This is a genomic window from Paenibacillus typhae (assembly GCF_900099765.1).
In the GTDB taxonomy this organism is placed as follows: Bacteria; Bacillota; Bacilli; order Paenibacillales; family Paenibacillaceae; genus Paenibacillus_AQ; species Paenibacillus_AQ typhae.
In genome coordinates this window covers 67528-91105 of sequence record NZ_FNDX01000016.1, presented here as the reverse complement: position 1 = coordinate 91105, position 23578 = coordinate 67528, and the positions used below count along the sequence as shown (strand labels likewise).

General features: G+C 49.3%; 17 protein-coding genes and 1 pseudogene. 5 read left to right on the top strand and 13 right to left on the bottom strand.

What is annotated here, in order from left to right; all coding sequences use genetic code 11:
• From BLR64_RS15120 to BLR64_RS15080, 9 genes and pseudogenes are all read right to left on the bottom strand, one after another.
• Positions 1 to 3969, bottom strand: coding sequence for a PAS domain-containing protein (locus BLR64_RS15120; RefSeq protein ID WP_090715348.1), 3969 nt, complete (start codon positions 3967 to 3969; stop codon positions 1 to 3).
• A 223-nt stretch (positions 3970 to 4192) separates the two neighbouring features.
• Positions 4193 to 4456 carry a hypothetical protein gene (locus tag BLR64_RS15115; RefSeq protein ID WP_244157715.1) on the bottom strand — a complete coding sequence of 88 codons (264 nt, stop codon included), beginning with the start codon at positions 4454 to 4456 and terminating at the stop codon, positions 4193 to 4195.
• 128 nt (positions 4457 to 4584) lie between these two features.
• Positions 4585 to 5154: a GNAT family N-acetyltransferase gene (locus BLR64_RS15110; protein WP_090715344.1), complete on the bottom strand. Its 570-nt coding sequence runs from the start codon at positions 5152 to 5154 to the stop codon at positions 4585 to 4587.
• 72 nt (positions 5155 to 5226) lie between these two features.
• A complete protein-coding gene (locus tag BLR64_RS15105; RefSeq protein ID WP_090715343.1) occupies positions 5227 to 6144 on the bottom strand; it encodes a helix-turn-helix transcriptional regulator in 918 nt (305 codons plus the stop codon).
• A gap of 1 nt (position 6145) precedes the next feature.
• Positions 6146 to 6678 (bottom strand): annotated as a pseudogene (locus tag BLR64_RS15100) (GNAT family N-acetyltransferase).
• A gap of 430 nt (positions 6679 to 7108) precedes the next feature.
• Positions 7109 to 8944 carry a UbiD family decarboxylase gene (locus BLR64_RS15095; protein WP_090715341.1) on the bottom strand — a complete coding sequence of 612 codons (1836 nt, stop codon included), beginning with the start codon at positions 8942 to 8944 and terminating at the stop codon, positions 7109 to 7111.
• A 162-nt stretch (positions 8945 to 9106) separates the two neighbouring features.
• Positions 9107 to 10534, bottom strand: a complete 1428-nt coding sequence (locus tag BLR64_RS15090; RefSeq protein WP_090715380.1) for an NAD(P)-binding domain-containing protein — start codon at positions 10532 to 10534, stop codon at positions 9107 to 9109.
• Between the two features lie 258 nt (positions 10535 to 10792).
• Entirely contained in the window at positions 10793 to 11788 is a 996-nt protein-coding gene (locus BLR64_RS15085) for a hypothetical protein (protein WP_090715339.1), read from the bottom strand.
• 191 nt (positions 11789 to 11979) lie between these two features.
• Entirely contained in the window at positions 11980 to 12417 is a 438-nt protein-coding gene (locus BLR64_RS15080; protein WP_139171988.1) for a hypothetical protein, read from the bottom strand.
• 198 nt (positions 12418 to 12615) lie between these two features.
• Here BLR64_RS15080 and BLR64_RS15075 point away from each other — a divergent pair, with 198 nt between their 5' ends.
• The 3 genes from BLR64_RS15075 to BLR64_RS15065 all read left to right on the top strand — a co-directional run bounded on the left by BLR64_RS15075 (position 12616) and on the right by BLR64_RS15065 (position 15579).
• Positions 12616 to 13881, top strand: a complete 1266-nt coding sequence (locus BLR64_RS15075) for a S8 family peptidase (protein ID WP_090715336.1) — start codon at positions 12616 to 12618, stop codon at positions 13879 to 13881.
• 319 nt (positions 13882 to 14200) lie between these two features.
• Complete coding sequence (locus BLR64_RS15070) at positions 14201 to 15043, top strand: sialate O-acetylesterase (RefSeq protein WP_090715334.1); 843 nt, start codon at positions 14201 to 14203, stop codon at positions 15041 to 15043.
• Positions 15040 to 15579 (top strand): PadR family transcriptional regulator, encoded by a 540-nt coding sequence (locus tag BLR64_RS15065; RefSeq protein WP_090715333.1) that lies wholly within the window; start codon positions 15040 to 15042, stop codon positions 15577 to 15579. Before BLR64_RS15070 ends, BLR64_RS15065 begins: the two co-directional genes overlap by 4 nt.
• Before the next feature lie 72 nt (positions 15580 to 15651).
• On the opposite strand, the gene BLR64_RS15060 is transcribed toward BLR64_RS15065, so the two are convergent.
• On the bottom strand, positions 15652 to 18768 hold the full coding sequence (locus BLR64_RS15060) for a DEAD/DEAH box helicase (RefSeq protein ID WP_090715332.1): 3117 nt from the start codon (positions 18766 to 18768) through the stop codon (positions 15652 to 15654).
• A 213-nt stretch (positions 18769 to 18981) separates the two neighbouring features.
• Between BLR64_RS15060 and BLR64_RS15055 the strand changes: the two genes are divergently transcribed.
• Complete coding sequence (locus tag BLR64_RS15055) at positions 18982 to 20151, top strand: copper amine oxidase N-terminal domain-containing protein (protein ID WP_244157714.1); 1170 nt, start codon at positions 18982 to 18984, stop codon at positions 20149 to 20151.
• A 76-nt stretch (positions 20152 to 20227) separates the two neighbouring features.
• On the opposite strand, the gene BLR64_RS15050 is transcribed toward BLR64_RS15055, so the two are convergent.
• The 3 genes from BLR64_RS15050 to BLR64_RS15040 all read right to left on the bottom strand — a co-directional run bounded on the left by BLR64_RS15050 (position 20228) and on the right by BLR64_RS15040 (position 22742).
• Positions 20228 to 21013, bottom strand: coding sequence for a nucleotidyltransferase domain-containing protein (locus tag BLR64_RS15050; RefSeq protein ID WP_090715330.1), 786 nt, complete (start codon positions 21011 to 21013; stop codon positions 20228 to 20230).
• Positions 21014 to 21140: 127 nt separating this feature from the next.
• Complete coding sequence (locus BLR64_RS15045) at positions 21141 to 22448, bottom strand: amidase (protein ID WP_090715327.1); 1308 nt, start codon at positions 22446 to 22448, stop codon at positions 21141 to 21143.
• Positions 22449 to 22547: 99 nt separating this feature from the next.
• Entirely contained in the window at positions 22548 to 22742 is a 195-nt protein-coding gene (locus tag BLR64_RS15040; RefSeq protein WP_090715325.1) for a hypothetical protein, read from the bottom strand.
• A 151-nt stretch (positions 22743 to 22893) separates the two neighbouring features.
• Here BLR64_RS15040 and BLR64_RS15035 point away from each other — a divergent pair, with 151 nt between their 5' ends.
• A complete protein-coding gene (locus tag BLR64_RS15035; RefSeq protein WP_090715324.1) occupies positions 22894 to 23496 on the top strand; it encodes a hypothetical protein in 603 nt (200 codons plus the stop codon).
• Positions 23497 to 23578: the final 82 nt, after the last annotated feature.

Here is a 23578-nt window from a genome sequence, read left to right as displayed (position 1 = left end):
TTACATCAACCTCTGTTCATAATGACTTTCGAGGATAGCCTGCCTGGTGATTTCCACAGCCTCCTCGTATTCAAACCGGTCAAGACTGCGCTCCAGCCGCTTCACATCTGCCGGTTGGATCAGATGGGCCACCTTTCCCCTTATATCGGCATAATAATGAACGGCTTCACTGTCATCATCTGTCAGCAGCTCCAGCAGCCGCTCAAGCAGCTCCACAGGCGGATTCAGCGGCGGTCCTGTCTCCTCCGCCTGCACTGCAGTACGCAGATTGCTGCCCAGCTCCCCGCCGATTTTCTCAGAAATGTCCTGCACCGCCGCTTCCAGCCTGCGCAGCAGCTCTTCCAGCACCTCCGGCTCTGCTGCCCGGGTGACCATTTTACCCAGTGTACCGGCCAGCTTCTCTACCTCGGTAACCCCGAGATTGCCCGATACTCCCCTTAGGTTATGAGCAAGCCTCTCCGCTGCTGCAGCCTCCTCTTTAAGGATCGCTTTTCGCAGATTCTGAACCGTTTCACGCTGGCTGCCGGCATATTTCAGCAGCAGGCTGATGTACAATGCCCGGTTGTGCCCCAACCGGCTCAGACCGCCCGCCGTATCAATCCCGCCGAGCCGCAGGATTGACATTGCATCAGCATCAGGTCCAGCAGCATTTACACCACTCTCGGCAGCCTGCCTGGATGTCCCGTCTGTAACCCATCTGCTGATCGTAGTGAACAGGATATCCGGGTCAATGGGCTTGGCAACATGGCCGTTCATGCCTGCAGCAAAGCTGCGTTCCCGCTCCTCCTGCATCGTCCGGGCCGTCATGGCGATAACGGGCAGCTCCGGATGCAGCTTACGGATTCTGGCCGCCGCTTCGAAGCCGTCCATCTCCGGCATTTGCAGATCGATCAGCACGATGCTGTAGGGCCGGTCTGCAGGCATTGCTTCGATCATCCGCACCGCTTCAGCCCCGTTCACTGCGAGTTCCGGCTGCATGCCCTGGCTTCTCAGCAGCTCAGCGGCAATCTGACGGTTAATCTCATTGTCTTCGGCTACCAGCACCCGGATCCCCGTCAGCCTGTAATCCTTTTCCTGCGCAGGGGAAGCCGCTTCCGGGAACAGCAGAACCGGGGTATCCGGATTCTGCGCCAGATCAAACCAGGCGGTAAAAGCAAAGGTGCTGCCCTGTCCTTCCACACTGTCGACCCACAGGCTGCCGCCCATAATTTCGGCAAGCTTGCGGCTGATGGCCAGTCCAAGCCCTGTTCCGCCAAACCTCCGCGTAGTCGAGCTGTCGGCCTGGGTAAAGGCCTGAAACACCTTGCTCTCTGTCTCTTTGCTCATGCCGATGCCGGTATCGCGCACGCTGATTTGCAGCTTGACCCTGCTGTCAACCCTGCTGTTCAGCTCAACTGCAATGGAAACTTCACCCTCCTCGGTGAATTTAATCGCGTTGCTAAGCAGATTGCTAATAATCTGCCCCAGACGGAGCGGGTCACCTCTGAGCCTTGCAGGCACATCGGGCGGAATCTCACACAGCAGCTGCAGCCCCTTTTCCTCAGCCGCCTGACTGGACATATCCAGTGCCCCGGAGATAATCTCCATTAGTGTAAATTCCATATTCTCCAGCTCCAGCTTGCCTGACTCCACCTTTGAAAAATCAAGAATTTCATTGATAATGCCCAGCAGCGAAGTACCAGCATTGTGGATTTTGGAGATATAATCCTGCTGCACAGGGTTTAGGCCGGTCTTTAGCGCCAGATAGGCCATTCCGATAATCGCATTCATCGGTGTACGGATCTCATGGCTCATGTTGGCCAGAAACTGTGACTTGGCTGCTGTCGCTTCCTCAGCCAGATTCAGTGCATATTTCAGCTCTGCTTCTTTCCGTTTAGCTTCGGTAATATCTTCGGAGACGCTAAGCAGATACAGCGGCTGTCCCTCCGCATCCATAATCGGGAGCTTGGTGGTCTGTACATATCTAAGGTTACAGTGCTCACCGTCGTCCGGAATAATCTCAATTTCGCTGAAGGTCTGGCCGGTGGCGAGTACTTTTTTATCCGCATCCATCAGCTTGCGCGCAATTTCCTCAGGGAACACCGTCCGCAAATCCAGACCGACCAGCTGCTCAGGAGCTACGCCCAGGAAATCCGCACTGGCCTGGTTAGCCTTAAAAATCTTCAGGTTCTGCGCATCCTTCACCGTTATCATAACCGGCATATGGCTGATAATGGCATCGAGGAAATTGCGGTTATCCATTAACTGTTTTTCCTTATGCTTCAGATCGCTGATGTCCGTCATAATCCCCAGATACCCGCCGACCGAATAATCGGACAAACGGAAAGCAGACAGGGAATAGAGGATATGATGATCCTCCCCTGAAGCAAAGGTTCTGACAATCTGCCGGTTCGAGGATCTGCCGGTCGCCGCCACTTCTGTCATCATCTCGCTGAGATTACGGTACCCGTCCTCCGGCAAATGCGGCAGCATGCTCATCGGAATCCCGGCCAGCCTACTGCGCGACACCTGAAAAGCCTGCTCATAAGCGGCATTACAGCCGAGAAAGCAATGCCGGTCATCAATATAAAAAAGCGGATGCGGCAGCGTATCAATTAACTGTGAGGTGAAGTACAGCTGGTCTGACAGCTCTTTTTTCATGCGCTTGTTTTCGGAAATATCCTCTTTGATGCCGACGTAATGCGTAACCTCGCCGTTTTCATTTTTAATGGAGGAGACGAGCACGGCTTCGGTGTATTCCTCGCCGTTCTTTTTACGGTTAACAAACTCTCCGTGCCATCTCCCCCTTGTCTCCAGCATGTCATTTAATTGGTTATAGGTTTCACGGCTGGTCCTGTCTGTCTTCAGGAGGGACGGTGTCTTGCCGAGAATTTCTTCCTTGGAGTATCCGGTCACCTCGGTAAAGTAAGGGTTGATATATTCGATACGCCTGTCTTTATCAGTAATCAGAATAGACATCGGCGCCTGCTCAATAACATTCAGATAAAGGCGCAGCTTCTCGTTGTACTCCCTTTCCGTTTCCAGCATTTTTTTGGCGGCGCTGGTCTGCTTGGCATACAGCCTTACAATGAAATAGGCCATGATGATGATCGTAAAGTACAAAAAAACGTAAACAGAGAAGCCTTTCAGCAGCACAATGATTACAGGGTAGAATAAAAAGAGGGCTCCGCCCTTAAGCATTCGCGGAGTATTCTCCGGCTTTGCAGCTGATTCTGTTCTGCCTATCTGCAGCGTCCCCATAATACCGCTGGCTGCAATACCTGCGATGGAGAGCCTGTACAGGCTGTCTATGTATGGACTTGAGATCATTCCGCCATGCAGCGCCTGGATCAGATCAAGCATCCCGATCAGGGCAATGCCCGAAATCAGCAGGATAAAGCCGTGTGTACGCTGGCTGCTGTCCGTATAAATCCAGATCAGGATAAGTCCGGCCAGCACCAGCAGCGGTACGAGCAGAAAAAAGAATACAGCGAACGACTGCAGGCCGCCCGTTATCCAGTGAAAGGTTTCATCCTGAAAAAAGATAAACCATACACTGCCGACAATACACTCTGCAGTTGTAATCTGATCCCACAGAACCTGCAGCCTGCTGATCCGCTTTTTCAGTCCCCTGTATATTTGATAAATGCCTAACAGAATCGCAACTCTGGCCGGAATATGAACCATCACCGCCAGCAGCACGCTATACGGCTCTTCCCCGAATCTGATTTCCAGGCCTCCGGGAAATACAGCCACGAAGAGGTTGCCCGCTGACCACAGCAGAAAAGCAAGCTGAATCCAGTTCCGTGATCTGCTTAACTCAGACTTTTCGCCGCCTCCGCTTTTCCAATAAGCCCTGCAGACCAGAAGCGGCCCGCCTGCTATAATCATCATCCACAGTATTTTGCTGTATTGGATCTCCACCCAGATACAGGCCGATATGTACAGCGCCAGAGCCGCCCATAACCTGTACGTCCTGCCTTTGTCCATCCGCCGCCAACCACCCTTAATTTCTATACTATTTCTCTACTCTAGCTTTGCCCCCGGTTCTTGATAGTGCTGTTTCATTCTACTCTTAACGCTATCTTATTCCTACTTCTTTTTTCGACATTCTTCTGCAAAAAAATTAGCCCGGCCAAGGCTCCACCTGGGAGTTTGGACGGGCTGTAAAATACCTTTCTGGCCGGGAAAAAGAATACTCCTGCTGATATAGCTACACGCTGGATTCCGTACCCTCGTAATGGTCTCTTGAAAAGTAGCGGTCTGCACAATCCTTGACAAGATATTCCCGGGAATCTTCATGCAGCTTTAATAGCTGGTTTAACACAAAAATCCGCTGGACACTGTCCTCTGCATACATGAACAGCTGCTGCTTATAATGATCAATCTGCCGCTGGTTTGCCCCGGAAGGCCGTATGCTTTTTTCGTATACATTGAGCAGTTGTAAATGCAGCCTGTAAACCTCTTCGTCATTCATGAATGGCATCCCCCTGAAAAACAGTTCTTAGATGCCATTGTCTCCATCTCTGAATGATTAATACCTGTTAGTAGAGTGATTAGGTAGATTTGATGAGCTCCCTATGGAGAGGCTGGGATAATTTTTCTCTACGGCATCCTCTTTATGTAATAATCCCCGTAAGGCAGCTCCCTGCTTCTCTCCAGCTTGTTGTAGCCCAGTCTCTGAAGCACTGCAACCCGGTGCACCGCCTGCGGAACTGCCTTGGTTAACAGACCGTCAAATGTAAAATGCTCCGGAAACCGCTGCTCAACCAGTTCCAGCATTTCAGATAACACATCAGCCTGCTCATACTCAGAGGCCAGATCAAGTCTCAGGATGCCAGCCTCCGCCTGTTCTTCCCCTTGCCCCAGCTTTCTGGTGAAAAATTCGATTGTACCGATTGCCCGCTCAGACGTTTGTTCAACAATACTGAATCGTATAAACCCCCGTGCCCGGAATTCTGCCAGCCAGGCTTCAATACAACTCTCTATTTCCTCAAGCTTGTTCATGCTGAACCCGTAAAGGCAGTTGTCGCTGTTAAACAGAGGGATCGATTCAGGATCACTGTAGCATCTTAGCAAATCCGCAGCATCGTCCATCCGGACTAACCTCAGGCTGAAGCTTCCGGTTTCATATTTGGGGCAACTGGTATAAGGGTCTGTACTACCAAGCTTCATGGTAAAATCCTCCTTAATAAATGGGAATGAGTTTATTATAAGCAGGTAAACCGGACAACAGCCTGTCGTCATTTACATATATTGCTGCAAAATCATCCGGGCGTGGCTCTGCAGCTGCTGGCGCAGCGTCTCAGGCTCCAGCACGGTACAGCTGCCGGCGTTCAGCAGGAGGACCCCGAACCAGCCGGTCTCCGTCTCAGGCACACTGAATTGCAGGATCAGCTCACCGCAGCGTTCTTCAACTACCCTTGCATTTGGAAATGCCTCTTCCAGCTGAACTCTCCTGTCGGCAGGACAGGTAAGCTTGATGCTGATGTAAGGCCGCACATCCTGATGGGCAGCAAGCAGCTGCTCCGCATTCCCATGACTATGGACAAAGGCCTGACCGGTATTCCGGATCTCCCTGATCCGCGACAGACGGAACAGCCGGTAATCCTCCCGTTCACAGCAATAGGCAAACAGATACCAGGCATACCATCTGTATGACAAAAGCAAAGGCTCCACATAACGGCTTGTCACAGACTGCTGTGCATCCGTGTATTGGAACTGTACTGCAGTCCGGCTGCGGATCGCTTCTTCGAGCACTTCGATAGAGTGTAAGGTTCCGCTGCCCTCGCGCAACGTATCAAGCTGCAGCCGGAACGGCTGTTCAAACGGAAGGCCCGCCGGGGACAGGGATATCATTTTTTCCACCGTCTCCTCTGCCCGCCTGCTGTTATAGCCTGAGATCAGACCTTTTAATGCAGCCAATATGTACATGTAATCCTCAGACTGGAGCAATTGCCTGTTCATTTTGAAGCTGTCCAGAATATAATAGCCGCCGCTCTTGCCCTGTATGGAGCCCACCGGGATACCCGCCTCCCCAATGGAGTCCATGTCACGCTGAATCGTCCGCGGTGAAACCTCAAATTTGTCAGCCAGGGCACGTGCACTGACTACTTCCCTGTTAAGCAGGTATACCACGATCCCCAGCAGCCTGTTCAGTTTCATCTCATTTCACCGGCTCCGCCATACTGAACCATTCGCTCCCCAGCAGGCCATATGCAAAGGTATCATGCCATTTGGGATCACCATGCTCATCATGCTTACAATAACCGGTCTCGCGGAAATAGCCCTCTCTGCGCAGCTTCAGCCGCTCAAGCAGCCGCCATGACGGTGAATTATCCGGATCACAATGGGCCGTTACACGCCGCATCTGCAGCTCTGTAAATCCGTAATCCAGCAGCCCCCGGCAGGCTGCTGCTGCTGAAAATACAGATTGCCGATCAGCTTCCCCGAAGCCTTCAGGCAGACGGCCCAAAACGCCGGATCACCGGAACGCCGCAGCGCCTCGGCCTCGCACTGTACCTCATCATGTACACCGTATGGCTCAAATTTCACAACGTCCTCCCTGGAAAGGTACTCATACAAATCCGTGGCATCCTCAGGCTTGAATCGCCGCAATATCAGCCGCTCTGTTTCCAATACTTTCAATGAATTCACCTCATACTGATCGTTATGGGACGCACCAGCTCTATCATCCATATTTTTCCTACCCAGTATAAAGGAGCGCATAGGTTTCTTCAAATGAACAGTTGAAGGCGGTGAGCTGCGATAACTCTGACCTTCATTAACGGACTATACCAGATGATAGCACTACATGCAGTGTGCGGTGTGCGGTGTGCGGTGTGCGGTCTGCGAATTGTAGATAACGCTAACGGACTCAGATGACGTTATTTCGCAAATTCAGGGCACTCGCACAGGCTAACGGACTCCACAGCCCTTATTTTGCCAAAAATCATGCCATCAGCTCGAAATCATCAGCAATAAGGGCAACTGGGTCCGTTAGGATTCAAAAACACCTTAAAACCCGCAAATAACGGCAACTGGGTCCGTTAGAAGTGAGATTACACTATAGAAAAGAAAAGAGATGCCCGCCCTACCGTTACCCGGCTGACGGAACATCTCTTATAAATTATTTACGGATGCCGCTGAGGCTTCCGCCCTGGGCAAACACCCGTTCAATATTGCGCTGTACATCCGGATCTGGAATGAGCGGCGGCGCCTGGTGCGGCTTCACACGGGCATCAATAATGACATTGTCGCAGGCCCAGTGCTTGTGTACGATTCTGCTGTTTACACCGTGAATATCATGCGACGGGTTGCTGCGCGTAAAGGTTGCCCACAGGAAATTGTTCAGCTCTTCGCTCATGAACCCGCTGTTATCGCACAGGATGATCATCGGGCATTCCGCTAGCGGCCCCTGTGCTTCAATCGCAGCACTCAAGCGGCTCATTTCCTGCTCTGTATCCTCATAGGTTGTGAACGCAGGTCCCTGGAGTGCCACTATACCCGGCAGTACCAGCTTGGCCTCACCGAAGCCCTCCAGAGAAGCCAGAACCTCCGGCACCTCGGTGCACAGGGTTCTTTTCTTATCGCCAACTGCGGCAAAAACAACCTTACTCCCCGTGTTGATCCCCGTTCCCGAGTAATCCAGTGTATCAATCGTCGTATTGGTCTGAAAATGAATATCCCGCCGCAGGTCGATCCGCTCCAGAATGTACGTCAGGAAATCAGGGATATCATGCGTGCTGACCGGACGGTCTTCCTCGGCGGTAATGAACAGATACTTGGCCAGGCTGAGCTGGCCGGTGCCAAGCACGCGGTTGGCTATCGTCAGCAGCTCGGCCGGCTGCTTCAGCTGCTGGTACGGCGTGTAACGCTCGCTGCCGATCGCGAACAGCAGCGGATGCACACCTGCCGCATCGACGGCATGCACTTCTTTTACACCGGGCACCTCATTCTTGATCGCACTGCCGGTCAGCTCATGGATCAGCTCGCCAAAGGCGGTATCCTCCTGCGGCGGCCGTCCGACGACGGTGAAGGGGAAGATGGCCCCTTTTTTGGCATAGACCTTATGCACCTTCATGACAGGAAACGGATGAGTCAGGCTGTAATAGCCCAGATGGTCGCCGAACGGGCCTTCCGGCTTCGTGTCACCCGGATGGATCTCGCCGGTAATCACAAAATCCGCATCCGCGCTGACGCAGAACCCGTCAACATAGCTGTAGCGGAAATGGCGTCCGCCGATCAGCCCGGCAAAGGTCATCTCGCTAAGGCCTTCCGGCAGCGGCATAACAGCCGACAGCGTATGAGCCGGAGGCCCGCCGATGAAGCAGCTGACCTTGAGCGGCTCGCCGCGCTTGACTGCATGGCTCTGGTGAATCCCGATACCACGGTGAATCTGGTAATGGACCCCGACCTCTTTGTTAATCTCATAATCGTTGCCGCTGAGCTGAATCCGGTACATCCCGAGATTGGAATTCATGATCCCCGGCTTGTCCGGGTCTTCCGAATAGACCTGCGGGAGCGTGACAAAAGCGCCGCCGTCTCCCTGCCAGTGCTTGATCTGCGGCAGGTCGGAGATCTGAATTTCCTCGAAGCCGGACGGAAGACCGCCGGGCAGCTTGAGCGGCAGCGCCTTCCGGGCGGCAAGCCCTGTACCGACATATTTAAACGGTGCCTTCAGCGCCTTCACCGGATCATCCCGGAGGGCAATAACATCCTGGGAAGATTCCCAGGTATCCCGGAATATAAACTTGCTGCGCTCAATCGTCCCGAACAGGTTCGATACAGCACGGTATTTGGAGCCTTTTACCTTTTCGAATAATAACGCAGGACCGCCGGCCTCATACACCTTCATATGAATAGCTGCCATCTCAAGATGAGGATCGACTTCCTCGGTAATCCGCACCAGATGCCCGTGCTTTTCGAGGTCATTAATGCATTCTTCCAAATTGCGGTATGTCATTGGTCTTACTCCAATCTGCAGAAGAAATATGAACCTCTTTATTATCAATGAGCCGGGAGCCGAGGTCAACGTTTGCGGGTTGTGCGCTCATATAAAAAAAAGAATGTCCCAGCCATTAGAACAGCTTAAGGACATTCCTTGGTTTCCTTGGCTATAGAAAGCTTATGATTTCATTCCGGCGGGCTGCCACTCCCCCGTAAATTCTGCCACATCATATTCGTAAAAAGCCTGCAGCACTGCCTCACGGTCATCCGTGAACAGCTGATCCGCTACACCGGCAACCAGCTTCGGAATTGCGTTCCTCATTCCGGAAATTGCGGAGGCCGACAAGCCATTGCTGGCCAGCGCGGAATAATTGAAGACAAACAGCCCGTGCAGCTGCTCTTCACCAGCCTTGTCGCGGCTCTGCAGCGCGAAGCCGGGACTAAGATAAGGATGTGCATCGAGCAGCGGATTGGCCGTTTCCGGCGGAGCCTGATAACGGTCGCTCCAGCGCGCGATGTGACGCTCAATCAGCCGCAGCTCCGGGCGCAGCGCGGGATCGCTGAGGAGCCCAGTACTGACGATCAGAAAGTCAAACGCAAACTCCTCCTTGGGGGTAGTTACCAGCGCCTGATCACCTGCTGCTTCCACCTTCAGCCAAGGCGAGCCGAGATGGAGACGGAAGCCCGGCCAGGCCGCTGCACGGGCAAAGGTATCATTCGTCGGAGGCTGATTGTATTTGAAGAAATGCGAGATAACCCCGTATTTGTCCTCATCCGCCAGGGTATGGAACCGTTCGATCATTCCCGATTGCTCCATCTGGCGGATCGGATTGATGCTGGGCAGCTGCTCGCGGCGTACAAACACATGAGCTTCGGCAGCACCCTCCGACAGCACATAATTGGCATTGTCAAAGGCCGATGCGCCGCCGCCGAGAATAGCGATCCTCCGGCCGGCCAGAGCGGCAAAATCAATGGCTTGTGACGTATGGGCATACAGGCGCTCCGGCAGGCTAGCCGCAATCATCTCTGGCACATGCCACTCGCCTCCGCCCTGGATGCCTGTGGCCAACACAACCTTACGGGCCAAAAGCACCTCAGATGGCGCTCCTGCTCCGGCGATATGCAGCCGGTGAATACCGTTCCCGCCCGGCTCAATCAGCTTCAGGGTTACTTCATTAATGACCGGCAAATTGAGCACGCTGCGGTACCAGCGCAGATAATTCATCCAGTCGCCGCGCGGAATTTTATCGACCGCTTCCCAGGCCCCGGGACCGCTCTGAGCTTCCCACCAGGCGCGGAAGGTCAGCGATGGAATTCCCAGATCAATAGAAGTCAGGTGCTTGGGGGTCCGCAGTGTAACCATCCGGGCATAAGTCTCCCAAGGCCCTTCCAGCCCCTCCTTGTTCTCGTCAATCACCAGAATATTGGAGATCCGCTCCCGTAGCAGCCCAAAAGCCGCTCCGAGTCCGCTCTGCCCGCCGCCGACAATGACAACATCATATACATGACCTTCGGGATGCTCCAGCGGACGTACCCAGTCCGCTCCGCCGTAGGCCAGATAGGAAAGATCGGTTTTCACTCGTTCGTTCAAAGCTTCCAGGCTCATCATTCCTCAGACCTTTCAACGGCATATTATCAGGAACTCCCGGCTATGCAGGCTGCTCCCATGCGCTTCAGTAATATTATTTGCCATATTATATCCGCTGCGGGCTGTCTTTTGAATATATATGTGAGGTTAATTGTCATTATAGCTAAAAAAGGGCGGGATGATTGTACATTCCAACCAATTTTTCAGCTTATCGTGCCTAATCATCTTGACAAGGATCATTTTTTATATGGATGCATCAAGGATTTATGTAATAAATCATATCATATGATTATCCGTTTGCCGAAGCTCCCGGTTAACCATCTCCATCAGTCTTTGCACAGTCTCTTGATCAAAAAACAGGCTTGTTCCTTCCAGGCGCTCTGCCTTCTCCGGATCAAAGTCCGCAAAGGCTGTATCGTCATCCAAATAATAAAGCCTGGCATCTGCAAATCCTTCCCACTCTGTAATCAGCGGCTGAACCAGCAGATTCACCACATAGACCAGCCTGTGGCCTGCATCCAGGTACAGATAAGGTCCCACCCGCCTTGGCGGCTGTGGCTGTGCGGTCTTCAGGTAGAGCTTATGCACCGGCTTTTTGTCAGTTATGTTCAGGATAATCACTTCATTGCTCTCCTTGTCCACTGAAATGCTCAGATTCGGAGCGAACCCGGCTATAAACCGCAGCGCGGCGGAATGCCTCAGGGAATCCTCAAACTGCCAGCCAAGCGGCATCTGGCCGAAATCAATGGCTTCTCCGCCAAAATAAGCTCTATGAAGCAAGGTCTGCAGCTCCTTAATCTCTTCATCCCCATACGGCTCCAGCTCTGCTGCGTTAACTGTATAGTGAATCAGGCTGCGCTTGTGACCGGAGTACCAGCGTTCGCTGTCATCATGGCGGTACAGGTCCTTCATTACCGTTATAACGCCTGTCTTCGTTTGATGGAAGAGTTCAGCCGTTCTTGGCTTTAGCTGATTCAGATGAACTGATTCAACCCGGCCTCCGCGGACGAGCTGGTTCACTACCTCAAAATGCGGAGCAACCTCCCGCATAACCCGCTGCAGTATCTCCTCATCCGGCACAGGAACGGTAATATTAAAATCTATATGGAGCAGAACACTTCCCGCTGTAAAATATTGTGCCAAGGCGGTCATCCCCGCCGGCTCGGCTGCCTTTATACTGTTCATTCGAAAACGGGAGCGCTCTCCAAAATCCAGCCGTTCCTGTCTGCTGCTATACTCCAATAAACTGTGGTCCTGTATCCATTCAAACATGGTAAACGACTCCTTTATTTTATCGAAATCGAGGCTGGTTTGTTGTGTCTCAGGAAATAACCAGACTTTTTCACACCTGAATCGTCCAGTCTAACCGTATTTTACCACATAATATTTCTCCGCAGCACAAAACAGCGCACCCCCATACCGGATGCGCTGCCCGCTGCCCGCTTTAACCGCTGAACACGGAATTAGAACTGGGCAATATAGAATTCGCGGTTGGCAGGAACAGTGCCCTGGAAGACTTGCTCGTTATCTTCGTTGTTGATTCTCAGAACATACGAGAAGTTGGTCAGGGTTCTGATGTCATAGAATACCGCTACCCCTGTATCGTCAAACGTTGCGTTGTACGTCTGGCTGCCCCGGGTCAGCGTAGCTGTGAAGTCAGTAGTGCTCTTAGGTCTGTTGTTAAAGTTGACTGCAAGCACCACGAAGTAGAAGAACGTTTGTTTAACTTTGCGTTTTTTTCCGGCAACCAGCCTTACTTTTTTCGCCAGCAGAGCCTTTCTGGCCAGAAGGGCTTTCTTGGCCATTTGCGCTTTCTGGGCCTGAACCTTGGACGGTGTTACTTTCTTTGCAGTCACTCTGGATACACCTGCTTTTTTGACCATAGCTGCACGCTTTGCCATTAATGCTTTTTTCTCAGCTTCTCTCACTTTGCTTCACCACTTTCTTTTAAGATAGTGTATTAAATGCAAATTAAGAGCCATCTGAAATTGATAGTAACCTACTCTTGTAAAAATGTGATAATGACTCAGTTTCATAGATATGTATCCCCTGGGCTGCTCTCTGCATAGGATGTGATATTGGAGAGGTGAAGCGAAGCAATGAGTGATTCAGTGTGGGTACGGCATTATGCCGCCAAAATCAACAGACCGTTACAGCACAAGCTCCGTAATTCAAAAAAAAATGCCAGGAAATCTTCGGTTGTTCCCGTTATTGTGCAATTCCGGCACAAGCTGACCCCAGCCCGGATGCAGGCTCTGCAAAAGCATTTGGGTACGCATTCTTTTCAGGTAAAGCACAAGCTGCACCTGCTGAATGCCGTATCCTCGCATGTTTCCGTGAAATGCTTGGAGCGGATCTGCAGCTGCGGCGAAGTAGGTAAAGTCTATCTGGACGGAGTAAAAAAAGCTTCGCTGAACATTGCCACTCCTTCAATCGGATCAGCGGCCCTTCAGCAGACACGTGGCCTAACCGGAAAAGGAGTCCATATCGCCATTATTGATACAGGTGTGTACCCTCATCCTGATCTGACCCGGCCGTTCAACCGGATTGTCGCTTTTAAGGATTTCATTAATCACCGGAAAAAGCCTTATGATGATAACGGGCACGGCACACATATCAGCGGTGATGCGGCAGGAAACGGATGGAGCAGCAAAGGCAAGTATAGGGGACCTGCTCCTGAAGCAGGTATAGTAGGGGTGAAAGTGCTCGATCAATACGGGGAAGGCTATGATTCTACCATTATTAAAGGCATTGAATGGTGCATCGCCAACAGGAAGCGGCTCAGACTGCGCATCCTGTCCATGTCATTCGGCGGGCCAGCAGCAGCTTCGCCGGAAGAAGACCTGCTGGTTCAGGCAGCGGAAAAAGCGGTCAAAGCCGGATTAACGGTCGTCATCTCGGCCGGCAACAGCGGTCCCGCAGCGCGGACAGTGGATTCTCCCGGAATCAGTCCTTCTGCGGTTACAGTCGGTGCCGTGAACGATCGGCGGACCATTACCCAGGCCGACGACCGGATTACGCCTTACTCCAGCCGCGGACCTGCGCCGGGAGGCAAAGTGAAGCCCGATATTGTGGCACCCGGAGAAATGATCACCTCCCTCCTGGCCCCCGGCTCCAGACTGGCCCGCCAGCAGGCGGGGCTGAGGGTAGGTAAAAGCTACATCAAGCTGTCGGGCACCTCTGTCTCTACGCCGATTGTCTCAGGTGCGGCCGCCCAGCTGCTGCAGCTCCGCCCTTGCCTGACACCGAAGCAGGTTAAAGCTGCCCTGAAGCGTAATGCCTTCCGGCTGAAGCTGAAACCGAACACTGCCGGCAGCGGCGAAGTGAATATGCGCTTTCTGGACTGCGGGAAGAAGCGGAAATGATGAGGCTGTGGGCGCAGGGCAAGGCACGGGCGGATGCCCGTGCCTTTATGTTTTCTTTTTACATATTATCTCTATCAGGTTAGATGACTTAGTTCCTGAAGAACTTCCTTTACAGCACAGTTGGGATTAAGATGGATCCTCACTTCTCAGCCCAATCTTGAATAAAGCTCTGGTAACGAAGCTATTCATCTTGCCAAAAAATAATATTCGGGATGCGAAGACGCACCTTCTGAAGCAAATTTGACTATAGTCTAATTGGACTATATAATGATTTTAGTCCAATTAGACTATAATAGTTATGTAAAGGAATGAGGATTAAATGATACAATCATTTTTAATGTTGGGTCAGTCTAATATGGCAGGCCGTGGATTTTTGCATGAAGTCGACCCTATATATCATGAAAAAATAAAAATGCTGCGTAATGGACAGTGGCAGATGATGACAGAGCCGATTAATTATGACCGTCCGGTTTCCGGTGTAAGCCTGGCGGCTTCTTTCGCTGATGCCTGGTCGAAAGCCAATCCTGATGAAGAAATTGGTTTGATTCCTTGTGCAGAAGGTGGCAGTTCTTTGAATGACTGGCATCCGGAAGGCCTCCTCTTTCAGCATGCTTTGTCCGAAGCCCGCTTCGCCTTGCGGTCCAGTCAAATCTGCGGAATCCTTTGGCACCAGGGTGAGAGCGACAGCTATCATTCGCTGCATGAAACATATTACGAGAAATTAACCCTTATCATCAAGACCCTAAGAAATGAATTGAATCTTGATGAGGTGCCGTTGATCATTGGCGGACTTGGTGATTTCCTCGGGAAGACTGGTTTTGGACAGCAAGCGACAGAGTATAGACAGGTCAATGAACAATTGCAGCGCTTCGCTAACGAACAGCAAAATTGTTATTTTGTAACAGCGGCAGAGTTGACCGCGAATCCAGATGGCATTCATATAGATGCGGTTTCACAACGCAAATTCGGCTACCGCTATTTCGAAGCTTTTTCGAAAAAGTGTCATGTCCTGGAGCCCCTCCCGGGGGAGGAGCAGTCGCTGAAAGTGGAGCGCGACTATTCGAAAACAGAACAAATTTACCTTCATAGCATGGATCTGGCTTTGGGCAAAATCACTTACGCGGAATTCGAGGCGCAGATGGTGAAGGTTATGCAGCCTTGATCCCCTTGCTCATTCTTGGCTTACTTATCCAAAACCCCGGTGCTCACGGCTATGAACTATTGGCCTTAATGGATAAACGCCATTACAAATACATTGTAAACTTCACTAAAGGCTCCTTTTATTACAATCTGCAGCAGCTTGAAGAAAAAGGTTGGATTGAACAGATTCAGCAGAATCCTTCAACCATCGGGCGCGAAATTCGAAATTTTAAAATCACCGGTTCGGGAAGGATTGAATTCGAAAAATTAATGGCCGAATACGGCACCAAATCGGAATATGTGAACCTTCAATTTTATGGGGCACTGCTCTTTGCCGATGAATACGACAAAAACAAATTGCTGGAACTGATTCAATCGCAGCTAGAGCAGACAAAAACACGAATCGCCCTCCTTGATGAGTACCTGTCCAACACACAAGAATCCCCTGGTACAATCGATTACTACCGCCGCATGAACGAAAATTCCCGTGCCCATCACTTGGTTAACTTAGAGTGGTTTGAACAATTAAAGGCAGAAATAGAGGGACCTGTTGCATAATAAATAAAAAGAAGCTCGGCGGAAAAAACTGTGGGACGGAGGGGGCGGTGGCCCCCTCCTTTTCTATCTCGCCTAAATATCATTGATAACCTTATCTTTATTATAGTCATCAATAATTGAAATCGTTTTATTGGCTACTTTACAACCAAGTGAGGCATACAATTTCTTATCGCCAATAACATAAAATTCTTCTTTAGCCCGTGTAGCTGCAACGTTCATCATATTGGGATCAGAGACAGCCCATTTTGCCGCCCCGCTGCTATTAGTGTCCGCTCCAAGAACAAAGTAGACAATCCGGGCCTCTTTTCCTTGAAAAGTATGAACCGTTCCGATATTCGTCGTCTTCCCATTTTCTCGTTTTGTAAAGTTAATTCCATCTAGAACTTGTGCGAGTTTATAAGCCACATTTCTAAATGGGGTAATCACATAAATTTCATCCGCTAAACTCGGATCCTCTTGCAAACGTTTGTCAATCATACTTTTCAGCAAGTCAGCTTGTTCTTTTACAAATTTGTCATTTGCTGCTCCGGTTGAATCATACCATTGAGCTTTTCCTAGTGACTCTTTCTCTGGTTTACCTTGTACCATCAACCCATCATATGATATTTCGTTAGAAATCGTGAACATCGGATAGTTTGAACGTCTGTGTACCCAGAGAGGGATACCAATCCACTCATCTGCATTCTTTTGAAAACCATACTGACTTGTCGCATCTACAATGGTTTGAGTAGACGCATCAATAGAAACAAATTTTTCATCCACTTTATAGTGTCTTCCAATTAAAGTCAGAACATTTGAATCGAGCGTCAGTACCGGTTTTATTTGTGAGGGATCCCCGACAACCATAACCTTCCTACTTCTAAGAATTGCACCAACACTGGCTTGTGGCAGCGCTTGACCAGCTTCGTCTATGAAGAGATTTCCGATTGAATTTTCATTCAGATTTTTAAACATCCGTCCAAAACTAGCAAAAGTGGTGCTGACAACGGGAATAGTGAAATTTAACCAATTCCATGATACTGAAATTAGCTGCTGACCATTTTCTTTTCCGATATGTTCAGACTGTCTATTCCAAATATTCCTTGCCGCTTTCAGATTTCTTCTGTTTTCATACAGGAACTGCTTTCTAACTTTTAATGCTGAAATAAATAGTTCTGATTGCAATTTACGAAAGTGTTTTGTAAACCACGGATTAGATTTTTGCAGTTCTTCATAGGACAGTGAAAAATCTAGTTCCTTAATGCCACTTTGAGATTGCAGGTTATCCAATACATCTATTTCTTGTGTCAACTTCATAAAAGCGTCATGTTGAGTAGCCACCCAACGTTCTAGGTCTGCTTCGGATTTCTTCGTTTGTTTCTCTATACGCTCCCTTTGTGCAGCATTTTCTTTTACACTCTTTTCGAGCCTCATGCGTTCATTCAACGATCTCGATTTTTGTTTAGAGAGATTTTTTAAATGATCATTCGTATCATTCAGTTTTTTGAAGTACTGCGCAGCTTTGGGGCCATTAAATATTTTATGAAACCACAAAAAGCTTGGCTTTTGTGTAGCAACTACTTCATAATCTCTCTCAGCTTGAGCGTGTTGATCAATTAGGTTTTCTATTTGCATTGAGGCATTAGATAAATCATCTTGAAGATTTTCGCTTTCTTGTCTCAGCCTTTTAAGTTCATCTGCCGCTTCTGCTTTCTGAGTGATTAAACTTGTTCGTTTCTTTTTTTCTTCCTGTTCAAAAGCAATCATTTGCTCCTTAAGAATTGCTTTTATTTTTCGAAGATGAACCATTTTCTCGCTATACTCTTGCACTTCTTTTCTTCTAAGCTTTAATTCGTCATACCGGCGGGAGAATTCTTGATATACACTTACATCTATATTCGTTTGATCGAGATCTTCTAAATCCTTTTCAATTGCTTCAATGTTTAAAAGCAGCTTGTTCATATTGATTGACGCGCCGCCCTCTAACGAGAATGTACCCCAATTTTCCTCGTTCATAAGCTCCGTTTTAATCTCGCGATTCTGTCCGAAGCCTTCACCGGTTAAGTCAGAATTAGAGATGTTCCTGAAATAATCCGCTTCGTCCAATTGGTTTTGAAAATCGTCAGCAATCAATTCTTTCTTAGGCAGCTCCTTCACAATGTTTTGGACTGCCCCATTGTTTGAACTTGCAACAACAATATTTTTATCTGAAATGGAGGGCGGTAAAACGCCGATTTTTGCATTTTGCCAATAAACCAGGCTGCCTTTGATCCTTTTATCAGAGAGCTGCACAATTTCCGCTGCCTGTTGGACCACCAAATCAGCAAAAATATCTTTTAACAGTGTTGTTTTCCCAGTTCCTGGCGGACCATTGACACTGCGAATTTCATTTTCGTCGTTTAAAGCCAAATTTACCGCTGCCTGTTGCATAAATGACAGTGCGAAGCTCGGATTACTTGGGAATCGCCCCAACGGATAGTTTTTAGGTTGTAAAATAGTTGTCTCAAAAATGGGGGAGTTAAAATGATCGGACATCTTATTGCTGTCCAAGTTTTGTTTAAACCCTGAAAAGCCATCAAAATATCGATCCAGGTTCTTATTAGTAAGAACTTTTGCTTTGTTCAGGTCATCAATAAAGAACGAGTGTAAATTCACATCATCATTCTCCAGATTTTTCAAAAATGCAAAGCGGAAATTTTCTGCGGATACATGATATTTACGAAAAAGCTCGGAAATGGTAGCATTAAATCCCTCATCAAACTTGCTGTTCAAATCACTTCTAAATGTACTCTCCACTTTTAAGATATCTTCCGGTAAATCACCATGTTGGCGGATGTAACCGCTCATTGTGTAGAACAATTTGTCTGCTACAAAATTTAATTCATTATCAAAATAAATTGAGAAGGTAAACTTGTCCGATGTACTAACTTCTTCGTAGGTTTTAGGAATTTTGTATTTTTGTCTCAATAGCTCAACGACCTCTTGAAAATTGAAAATATCAAAATATAATCCTAATCCCGATTTCTTAAAAGACTTATCTGATAGCCTTTGTTGTCCTTTCTGTTTGGTCAAAAAGTCCAGAAAAAATTTATCCCAGTCTTCTTCCAATGTATGTAGACGCTTTAGCGATGAGTCTTTACTTTTAATAGAACCCTCGGATAGCTGTTCAACCGTAATCCACGCATTTAGAATATCGTTCCTTTTGTTCATGTTCTCCCCCATTAGCATCTATATTTACATATTATAACGCTATGGAGCTATCATCTGAAGACAAAAGGAAAAGTTCCCCAGCCAGTACAAATTATCACCAAAATATTTATGGAGGATTCTAAGGAAACATTTTCCTTCATTCCTCGTCTAATCTTTTATATCGTGCATAAAGCTTCTGCCTAATTCTATTTTTCCGAAAGGAAGGTAACCCGCATGATCAGAAAACTGCTGCTCCTGTCCACCGCCGGACTTATGCTCCTATCAGGCACAATGTCAGCTCCGGCAACAGCCAGATCAGGCACCGAAGAAGTGAAGTATTATGTGACTTATAGCAGTGACAGCGGCATATCAGGAAGCTCCGTAGGTACAGCCTTGATTAAGAACGGGGTATCCTATCTGCCGGCTAACCTCGTTAACAGCCTCGGAATTGAAATGAAATGGGACAAGACCCGTACACGCGCTTCATTCAGCGGCTGGGAGAAAAGCTTTGCCGTACGGCTAGGCAGCTCAACCGGAGTACTGGATAACGTTAGTGTGAACACCGGCGGTACCCCTTTCCTTCTCCAGGACGAATTGTATCTGCCCGCCAAGTTTCTGGTGAAAGCACTGGAAGGCGGTACGGTCCGCTGGGATGCCAAAACCCGCAGCCTGCTGGCCAACGGCCTCCATATGTACCGGGGCCATACTGAGACTTACAAGGGCACACGTTACTCCGTCTCGCTTGATACCGGCGACCTTTATATTTCAACCGGGAAAACGGACAAGCGTAAGCTCGCCCATCTGGGCAGGGGTCTGGATCTTGTAGGCTTCACCTTCGAGGATACACCCGGCGGACTAACTGTACTGCAGGTTAGAAATTCTTACGGTGAACCGCATCTCTATGCGGAGTACTTTACCTATCTGCTCAAAAACGGAGCACTTCTGCGCCAGGCACATACTGATTTTCATTCTACCTTTGATGAACCGGCTCTCTGGTCCGAGGGCAGGCTCCTGATGAACGACGGGCAGACGCTGCGACTGATCGAAGACGGTACCGGTGCCGTAAAAGAAACCGTCGACTTGCCGAAATTGATGGGGACCAGCGTGACGCGTGACGTCTATTATAATGTGGAGGCCTTTTATTCGGATGTTGCCCTAATCCGGCCGGGCGATACCGCCTTCTTAACCGCAGTTGACCGCTCTACTGGGACACAGACCCTGTTATATGAGCAATTACCTGCAGCCGACCGCAAATGGATATTGGACCAGTGGGACTCCATGTTCCCCGGGGATGATCTGCGGTATGAAGGCCGCAGCGGCAATGAGCTGACTATCCGGGCGTACAATCTTGGCCTTGAGCGGAAGGAAAAACAGTTCGTATATCCCCTGCCGACATCGCAATAATTTAGAACACTTAGATTTAGAAGCAGCAAAAAAAGCCGCTGAACACAGGACGTGTCCGGCGGCTGCTTTCTTTTAATTATAAATCAAGTACAGGCACTATGCCGTCTACCCAGTTCAGCTGGCTGTCCATCATAAATCTCACGGTCCAATGCTCGTTAGAGGTGTACCAGTTATGAAATCCAGTAACACTCTCATACAAACGCTCGATGGAGTCCGGGGTTTTAAGCGTAGTAACAGCCTCCAGCAGCTCCATGAAATTGTCCGGCTTGGCCTCTGCCAGCTCCAGCTCCTTGAGCAGCCATTTGTAGGAGGGAAACAGCCTGTTATTATAGGCTAATATCAGCCGTCCGGCGAACATGGCATAGTTGGTACGGGAATAATCCATCAGCAGCTGGTTATCTCTTTTGAGGCCTTCATAATAATACCATTTCCACGTCTCCAGCTGGGCGTAGAACTTCTGAATATTCTCTTCTTTTTTCGCTGCAGGATAGCAGGAAGCTGCTTCGATCAGCCCGTCAAGCCCGTTGATTCTCGAATAGGCAACAAAAGCATCCTTAAACGCATATTTGGCTGGTTCGCTTCCGGCTTCAGCAACCTTTCTGATATAGTCTACAGACAAGCATTTACCGTCCACATAACCGCCTTCATAAGGTGTGGATTCTGTTTCAAAATAACCGATCTCTCCGCTTTCCAATGCCTGCTGGTAATCCTCCTCAGAGAGTACAATCATGATGTCAATATCTGAGGTTTCACTTGCATACCCGTGCGCAACCGAACCGCCGATAATGACGCCCAGCACTTCATTCTTGGCCTGCATCTTGAGAGTAATGGCTTCAATTGCTTTTTGATGGTGAGGATACAACGCTATCACTCCTAGCTTACATTAATAATTAATAATTTTATTAATTAATAAATATCAAAACTAACCTTATCCATCAAAATAATAGCATATGCCGTTTGAAAAGAATACCAGAATTTGAGAGTTTCATTCAGATTTTATCCGGACAAAGATCCAGAGCCACCTGCCGTGCCCAGGCCAGCAGCCATTCATCTTCCCCGTAGCTGCCGACGCATTGAAAGCCGAGCGGAAGTCCGCCAATATCAGCCGCTGGAATACTGATAGCCGGGCACCCGGCAAAGGTCCAGATTGCAGTCATACCAGGCCATCCGGTATTGTTAGCCTCTAGCCTTGGGGCGGTTCCGCCCTGCGCCGGTGATACCCACAGATCAAGCCCCTCCTGATCCATGAGTTTCTTCAGTTTTGCTCTTAATTCAAGCTGCAGCTGCCGGCAATCAGCCAGCTCCTCCTCCGGAACAGCCGCACCGCTAAGGATGGCTTCCCTTACACTGGCACCATAGAATTCCTCATACACGCCGAAACGCTCTGCGTGCTCCCGGGCCATTTCTCCCTGAATAAACCGCAGCATGGCATTCCCGTAGATCAACTCGTCCTCCCAGGGCATCTGAACAAGCTTCACCTGATAGCCAAGTTGCTCAAGCGACTGAACCTGTGCAGCAAAAGCATGTTTCACCTCATCAGACATCAGCTCCATGTATACCCCGCGCGGGATGCCAAGCACAGGCTTACGACTCACGTGCCGGGCATTCCATTCCGGTATGAGCAGTTCAGCTGCCGTCTCCATGCCGGATAAATCCTGAGCGAACAACCCGATCGTGTCAAATGAGGGGGACAGCTTAATCACCCCGTCCAGAGGAACTCTGTTATAGCTCGGCTTAAACCCTACCACTCCGCAAAAAGACGCCGGGGCGAGAACAGAGCGCAGAGTCTGTGTTCCCACCGCCAGCGGACATAAGCCTGCAGCAACCGCAGCAGCCGAACCAGCACTGGACCCTCCTGGAGTATGCTCAGGGTTATGGGGATTTAGGGTAGCGATCGGCCCATGATAGGCAAACTCCTCAGTTACCGTCTTACCGGCAATAACCGCTCCGAGTTCACGCAGCCGGGTGACTATGGACGCTTCCACGCCGGCAAGTGCCTTAGCAGGCAGCCGGGACCCGGCTTGCGTCGGCAGATCCTTAACATGGATCAAATCCTTGATCCCGACCGGAATTCCCCAAAGGGCCGGTTTACAGGCGGTGCCGGCGAGAGAAGCCAGCAGGCGCTCCTGTTCCAGCTTCAATCGCTGCTCCAGCCGGGCTTCGGGCACAAAGGCATGAATCTGCGGCTCCAGTTCCCGGAATCTTGTCAGATAGCTGTCAATCGACTTCCTGAGCGAACTCCCGGCTTCCTCCGTGTTATGTATCAGATCGTTAAGAGAATTGCGGACGAGCTGCATATCATCATCTCCAGGATCAGTTTGGACATTCTCCTGACATACGCAGCCCGCCCGTAAAGGTTACATTTTTTCCCTGAATCATTCCTCCGGCATTTATCCCTAGCCCTTAGTCCCTGCTGTCAGATTCATTCCTTCAATGAAATACCGCTGGAACACGAAGAACAGCTCAATCATCGGCAGCAGCGTGTTCATTGTGTAACGGGTAAACGGAGCAGCCGTCCAGGTCTCCAGATAGTTTCGCCAATAAAAGGTCTCCGGAATAAAGGTAGGCGGATATTGGGCAATCTCCTGCATGGATTTCAGTGAAGATCAGCTGCTCTGAGGAAGGTTGTGAATTCTGTTCATTATCTAATCAAATTTTGTGCGGATGAATCTTTCATTTTCCACTCTGCTATCTAGACTGTTCATGCTACAATACATTCGAATACAAGTATGGGGGGATATAATGTTCAAACTGTTCAGTAAAACCGATCTTAAGCTGTCTTTCTGGAAATGGTTCAGTAAACGGGAGTACGAATTTTATACGGGATTTGAAGATAACAAAGAAGAATATATGGCCGAAATCAGCCGAAGGCTCCATGAGCTGGATGAGAACTTAACCTATGAAATAGGTACTGTAAATGCAGATGGGCAACGGGAGTTTATCATTTCTGCCGACGGAATCGCAGATTCTTTTGAGACGGTGGAGATGCTGTGCGGTAAGGCACCCGTCTATAGCAATTGGATAATCATCCCGTTCAGGCCCCGCATGAATTCTGACAGTATCCAGATTGACATGGGAGATGTCAGCCTATCCTATGAGGATATTTATTTCTCCTACGAGAGTAACGGGCAGGTTCTTGATTTAAATGTGTATATCCGAAACTATGATCAGAATGACGGCTGTTATCAGTTCGCCTATTTTATCCTGCTGGACTCTTTAATCGGCGAGTATGATGCGGTGAGTAAAATTGGTAATACGCGCTTTGAGCTGCTGACGGCGATACATAAAAGCAGAGCACTTCCTTTTGTCAAGCTGCGGGGGATTGTAGACGGACTTATTGTATAAACTTCTAAAAGAATATTGCCTATGAATAACAAGCCACTCTAACTAAGGCGATCCCCCGCCAGTAAGTGATAAATATGGTTAC

What these genes read in the sequence shown, in the direction of transcription:
- BLR64_RS15120 (WP_090715348.1), bottom strand. Translation starts at nt 3,969, where the DNA reads ATGGACAAAGGCAGGACGTACAGGTTATGGGCGGCTCTGGCGCTGTAC.
- BLR64_RS15115 (WP_244157715.1), bottom strand. Translation starts at nt 4,456, where the DNA reads ATGAATGACGAAGAGGTTTACAGGCTGCATTTACAACTGCTCAATGTA.
- BLR64_RS15110 (WP_090715344.1), bottom strand. Translation starts at nt 5,154, where the DNA reads ATGAAGCTTGGTAGTACAGACCCTTATACCAGTTGCCCCAAATATGAA.
- BLR64_RS15105 (WP_090715343.1), bottom strand. Translation starts at nt 6,144, where the DNA reads ATGAAACTGAACAGGCTGCTGGGGATCGTGGTATACCTGCTTAACAGG.
- BLR64_RS15095 (WP_090715341.1), bottom strand. Translation starts at nt 8,944, where the DNA reads ATGACATACCGCAATTTGGAAGAATGCATTAATGACCTCGAAAAGCAC.
- BLR64_RS15090 (WP_090715380.1), bottom strand. Translation starts at nt 10,534, where the DNA reads ATGAGCCTGGAAGCTTTGAACGAACGAGTGAAAACCGATCTTTCCTAT.
- BLR64_RS15085 (WP_090715339.1), bottom strand. Translation starts at nt 11,788, where the DNA reads ATGTTTGAATGGATACAGGACCACAGTTTATTGGAGTATAGCAGCAGA.
- BLR64_RS15080 (WP_139171988.1), bottom strand. Translation starts at nt 12,417, where the DNA reads ATGGCAAAGCGTGCAGCTATGGTCAAAAAAGCAGGTGTATCCAGAGTG.
- BLR64_RS15075 (WP_090715336.1), top strand. Translation starts at nt 12,616, where the DNA reads ATGAGTGATTCAGTGTGGGTACGGCATTATGCCGCCAAAATCAACAGA.
- BLR64_RS15070 (WP_090715334.1), top strand. Translation starts at nt 14,201, where the DNA reads ATGATACAATCATTTTTAATGTTGGGTCAGTCTAATATGGCAGGCCGT.
- BLR64_RS15060 (WP_090715332.1), bottom strand. Translation starts at nt 18,768, where the DNA reads ATGAACAAAAGGAACGATATTCTAAATGCGTGGATTACGGTTGAACAG.
- BLR64_RS15055 (WP_244157714.1), top strand. Translation starts at nt 18,982, where the DNA reads ATGATCAGAAAACTGCTGCTCCTGTCCACCGCCGGACTTATGCTCCTA.
- BLR64_RS15045 (WP_090715327.1), bottom strand. Translation starts at nt 22,448, where the DNA reads ATGCAGCTCGTCCGCAATTCTCTTAACGATCTGATACATAACACGGAG.
- BLR64_RS15040 (WP_090715325.1), bottom strand. Translation starts at nt 22,742, where the DNA reads ATGCAGGAGATTGCCCAATATCCGCCTACCTTTATTCCGGAGACCTTT.
- BLR64_RS15035 (WP_090715324.1), top strand. Translation starts at nt 22,894, where the DNA reads ATGTTCAAACTGTTCAGTAAAACCGATCTTAAGCTGTCTTTCTGGAAA.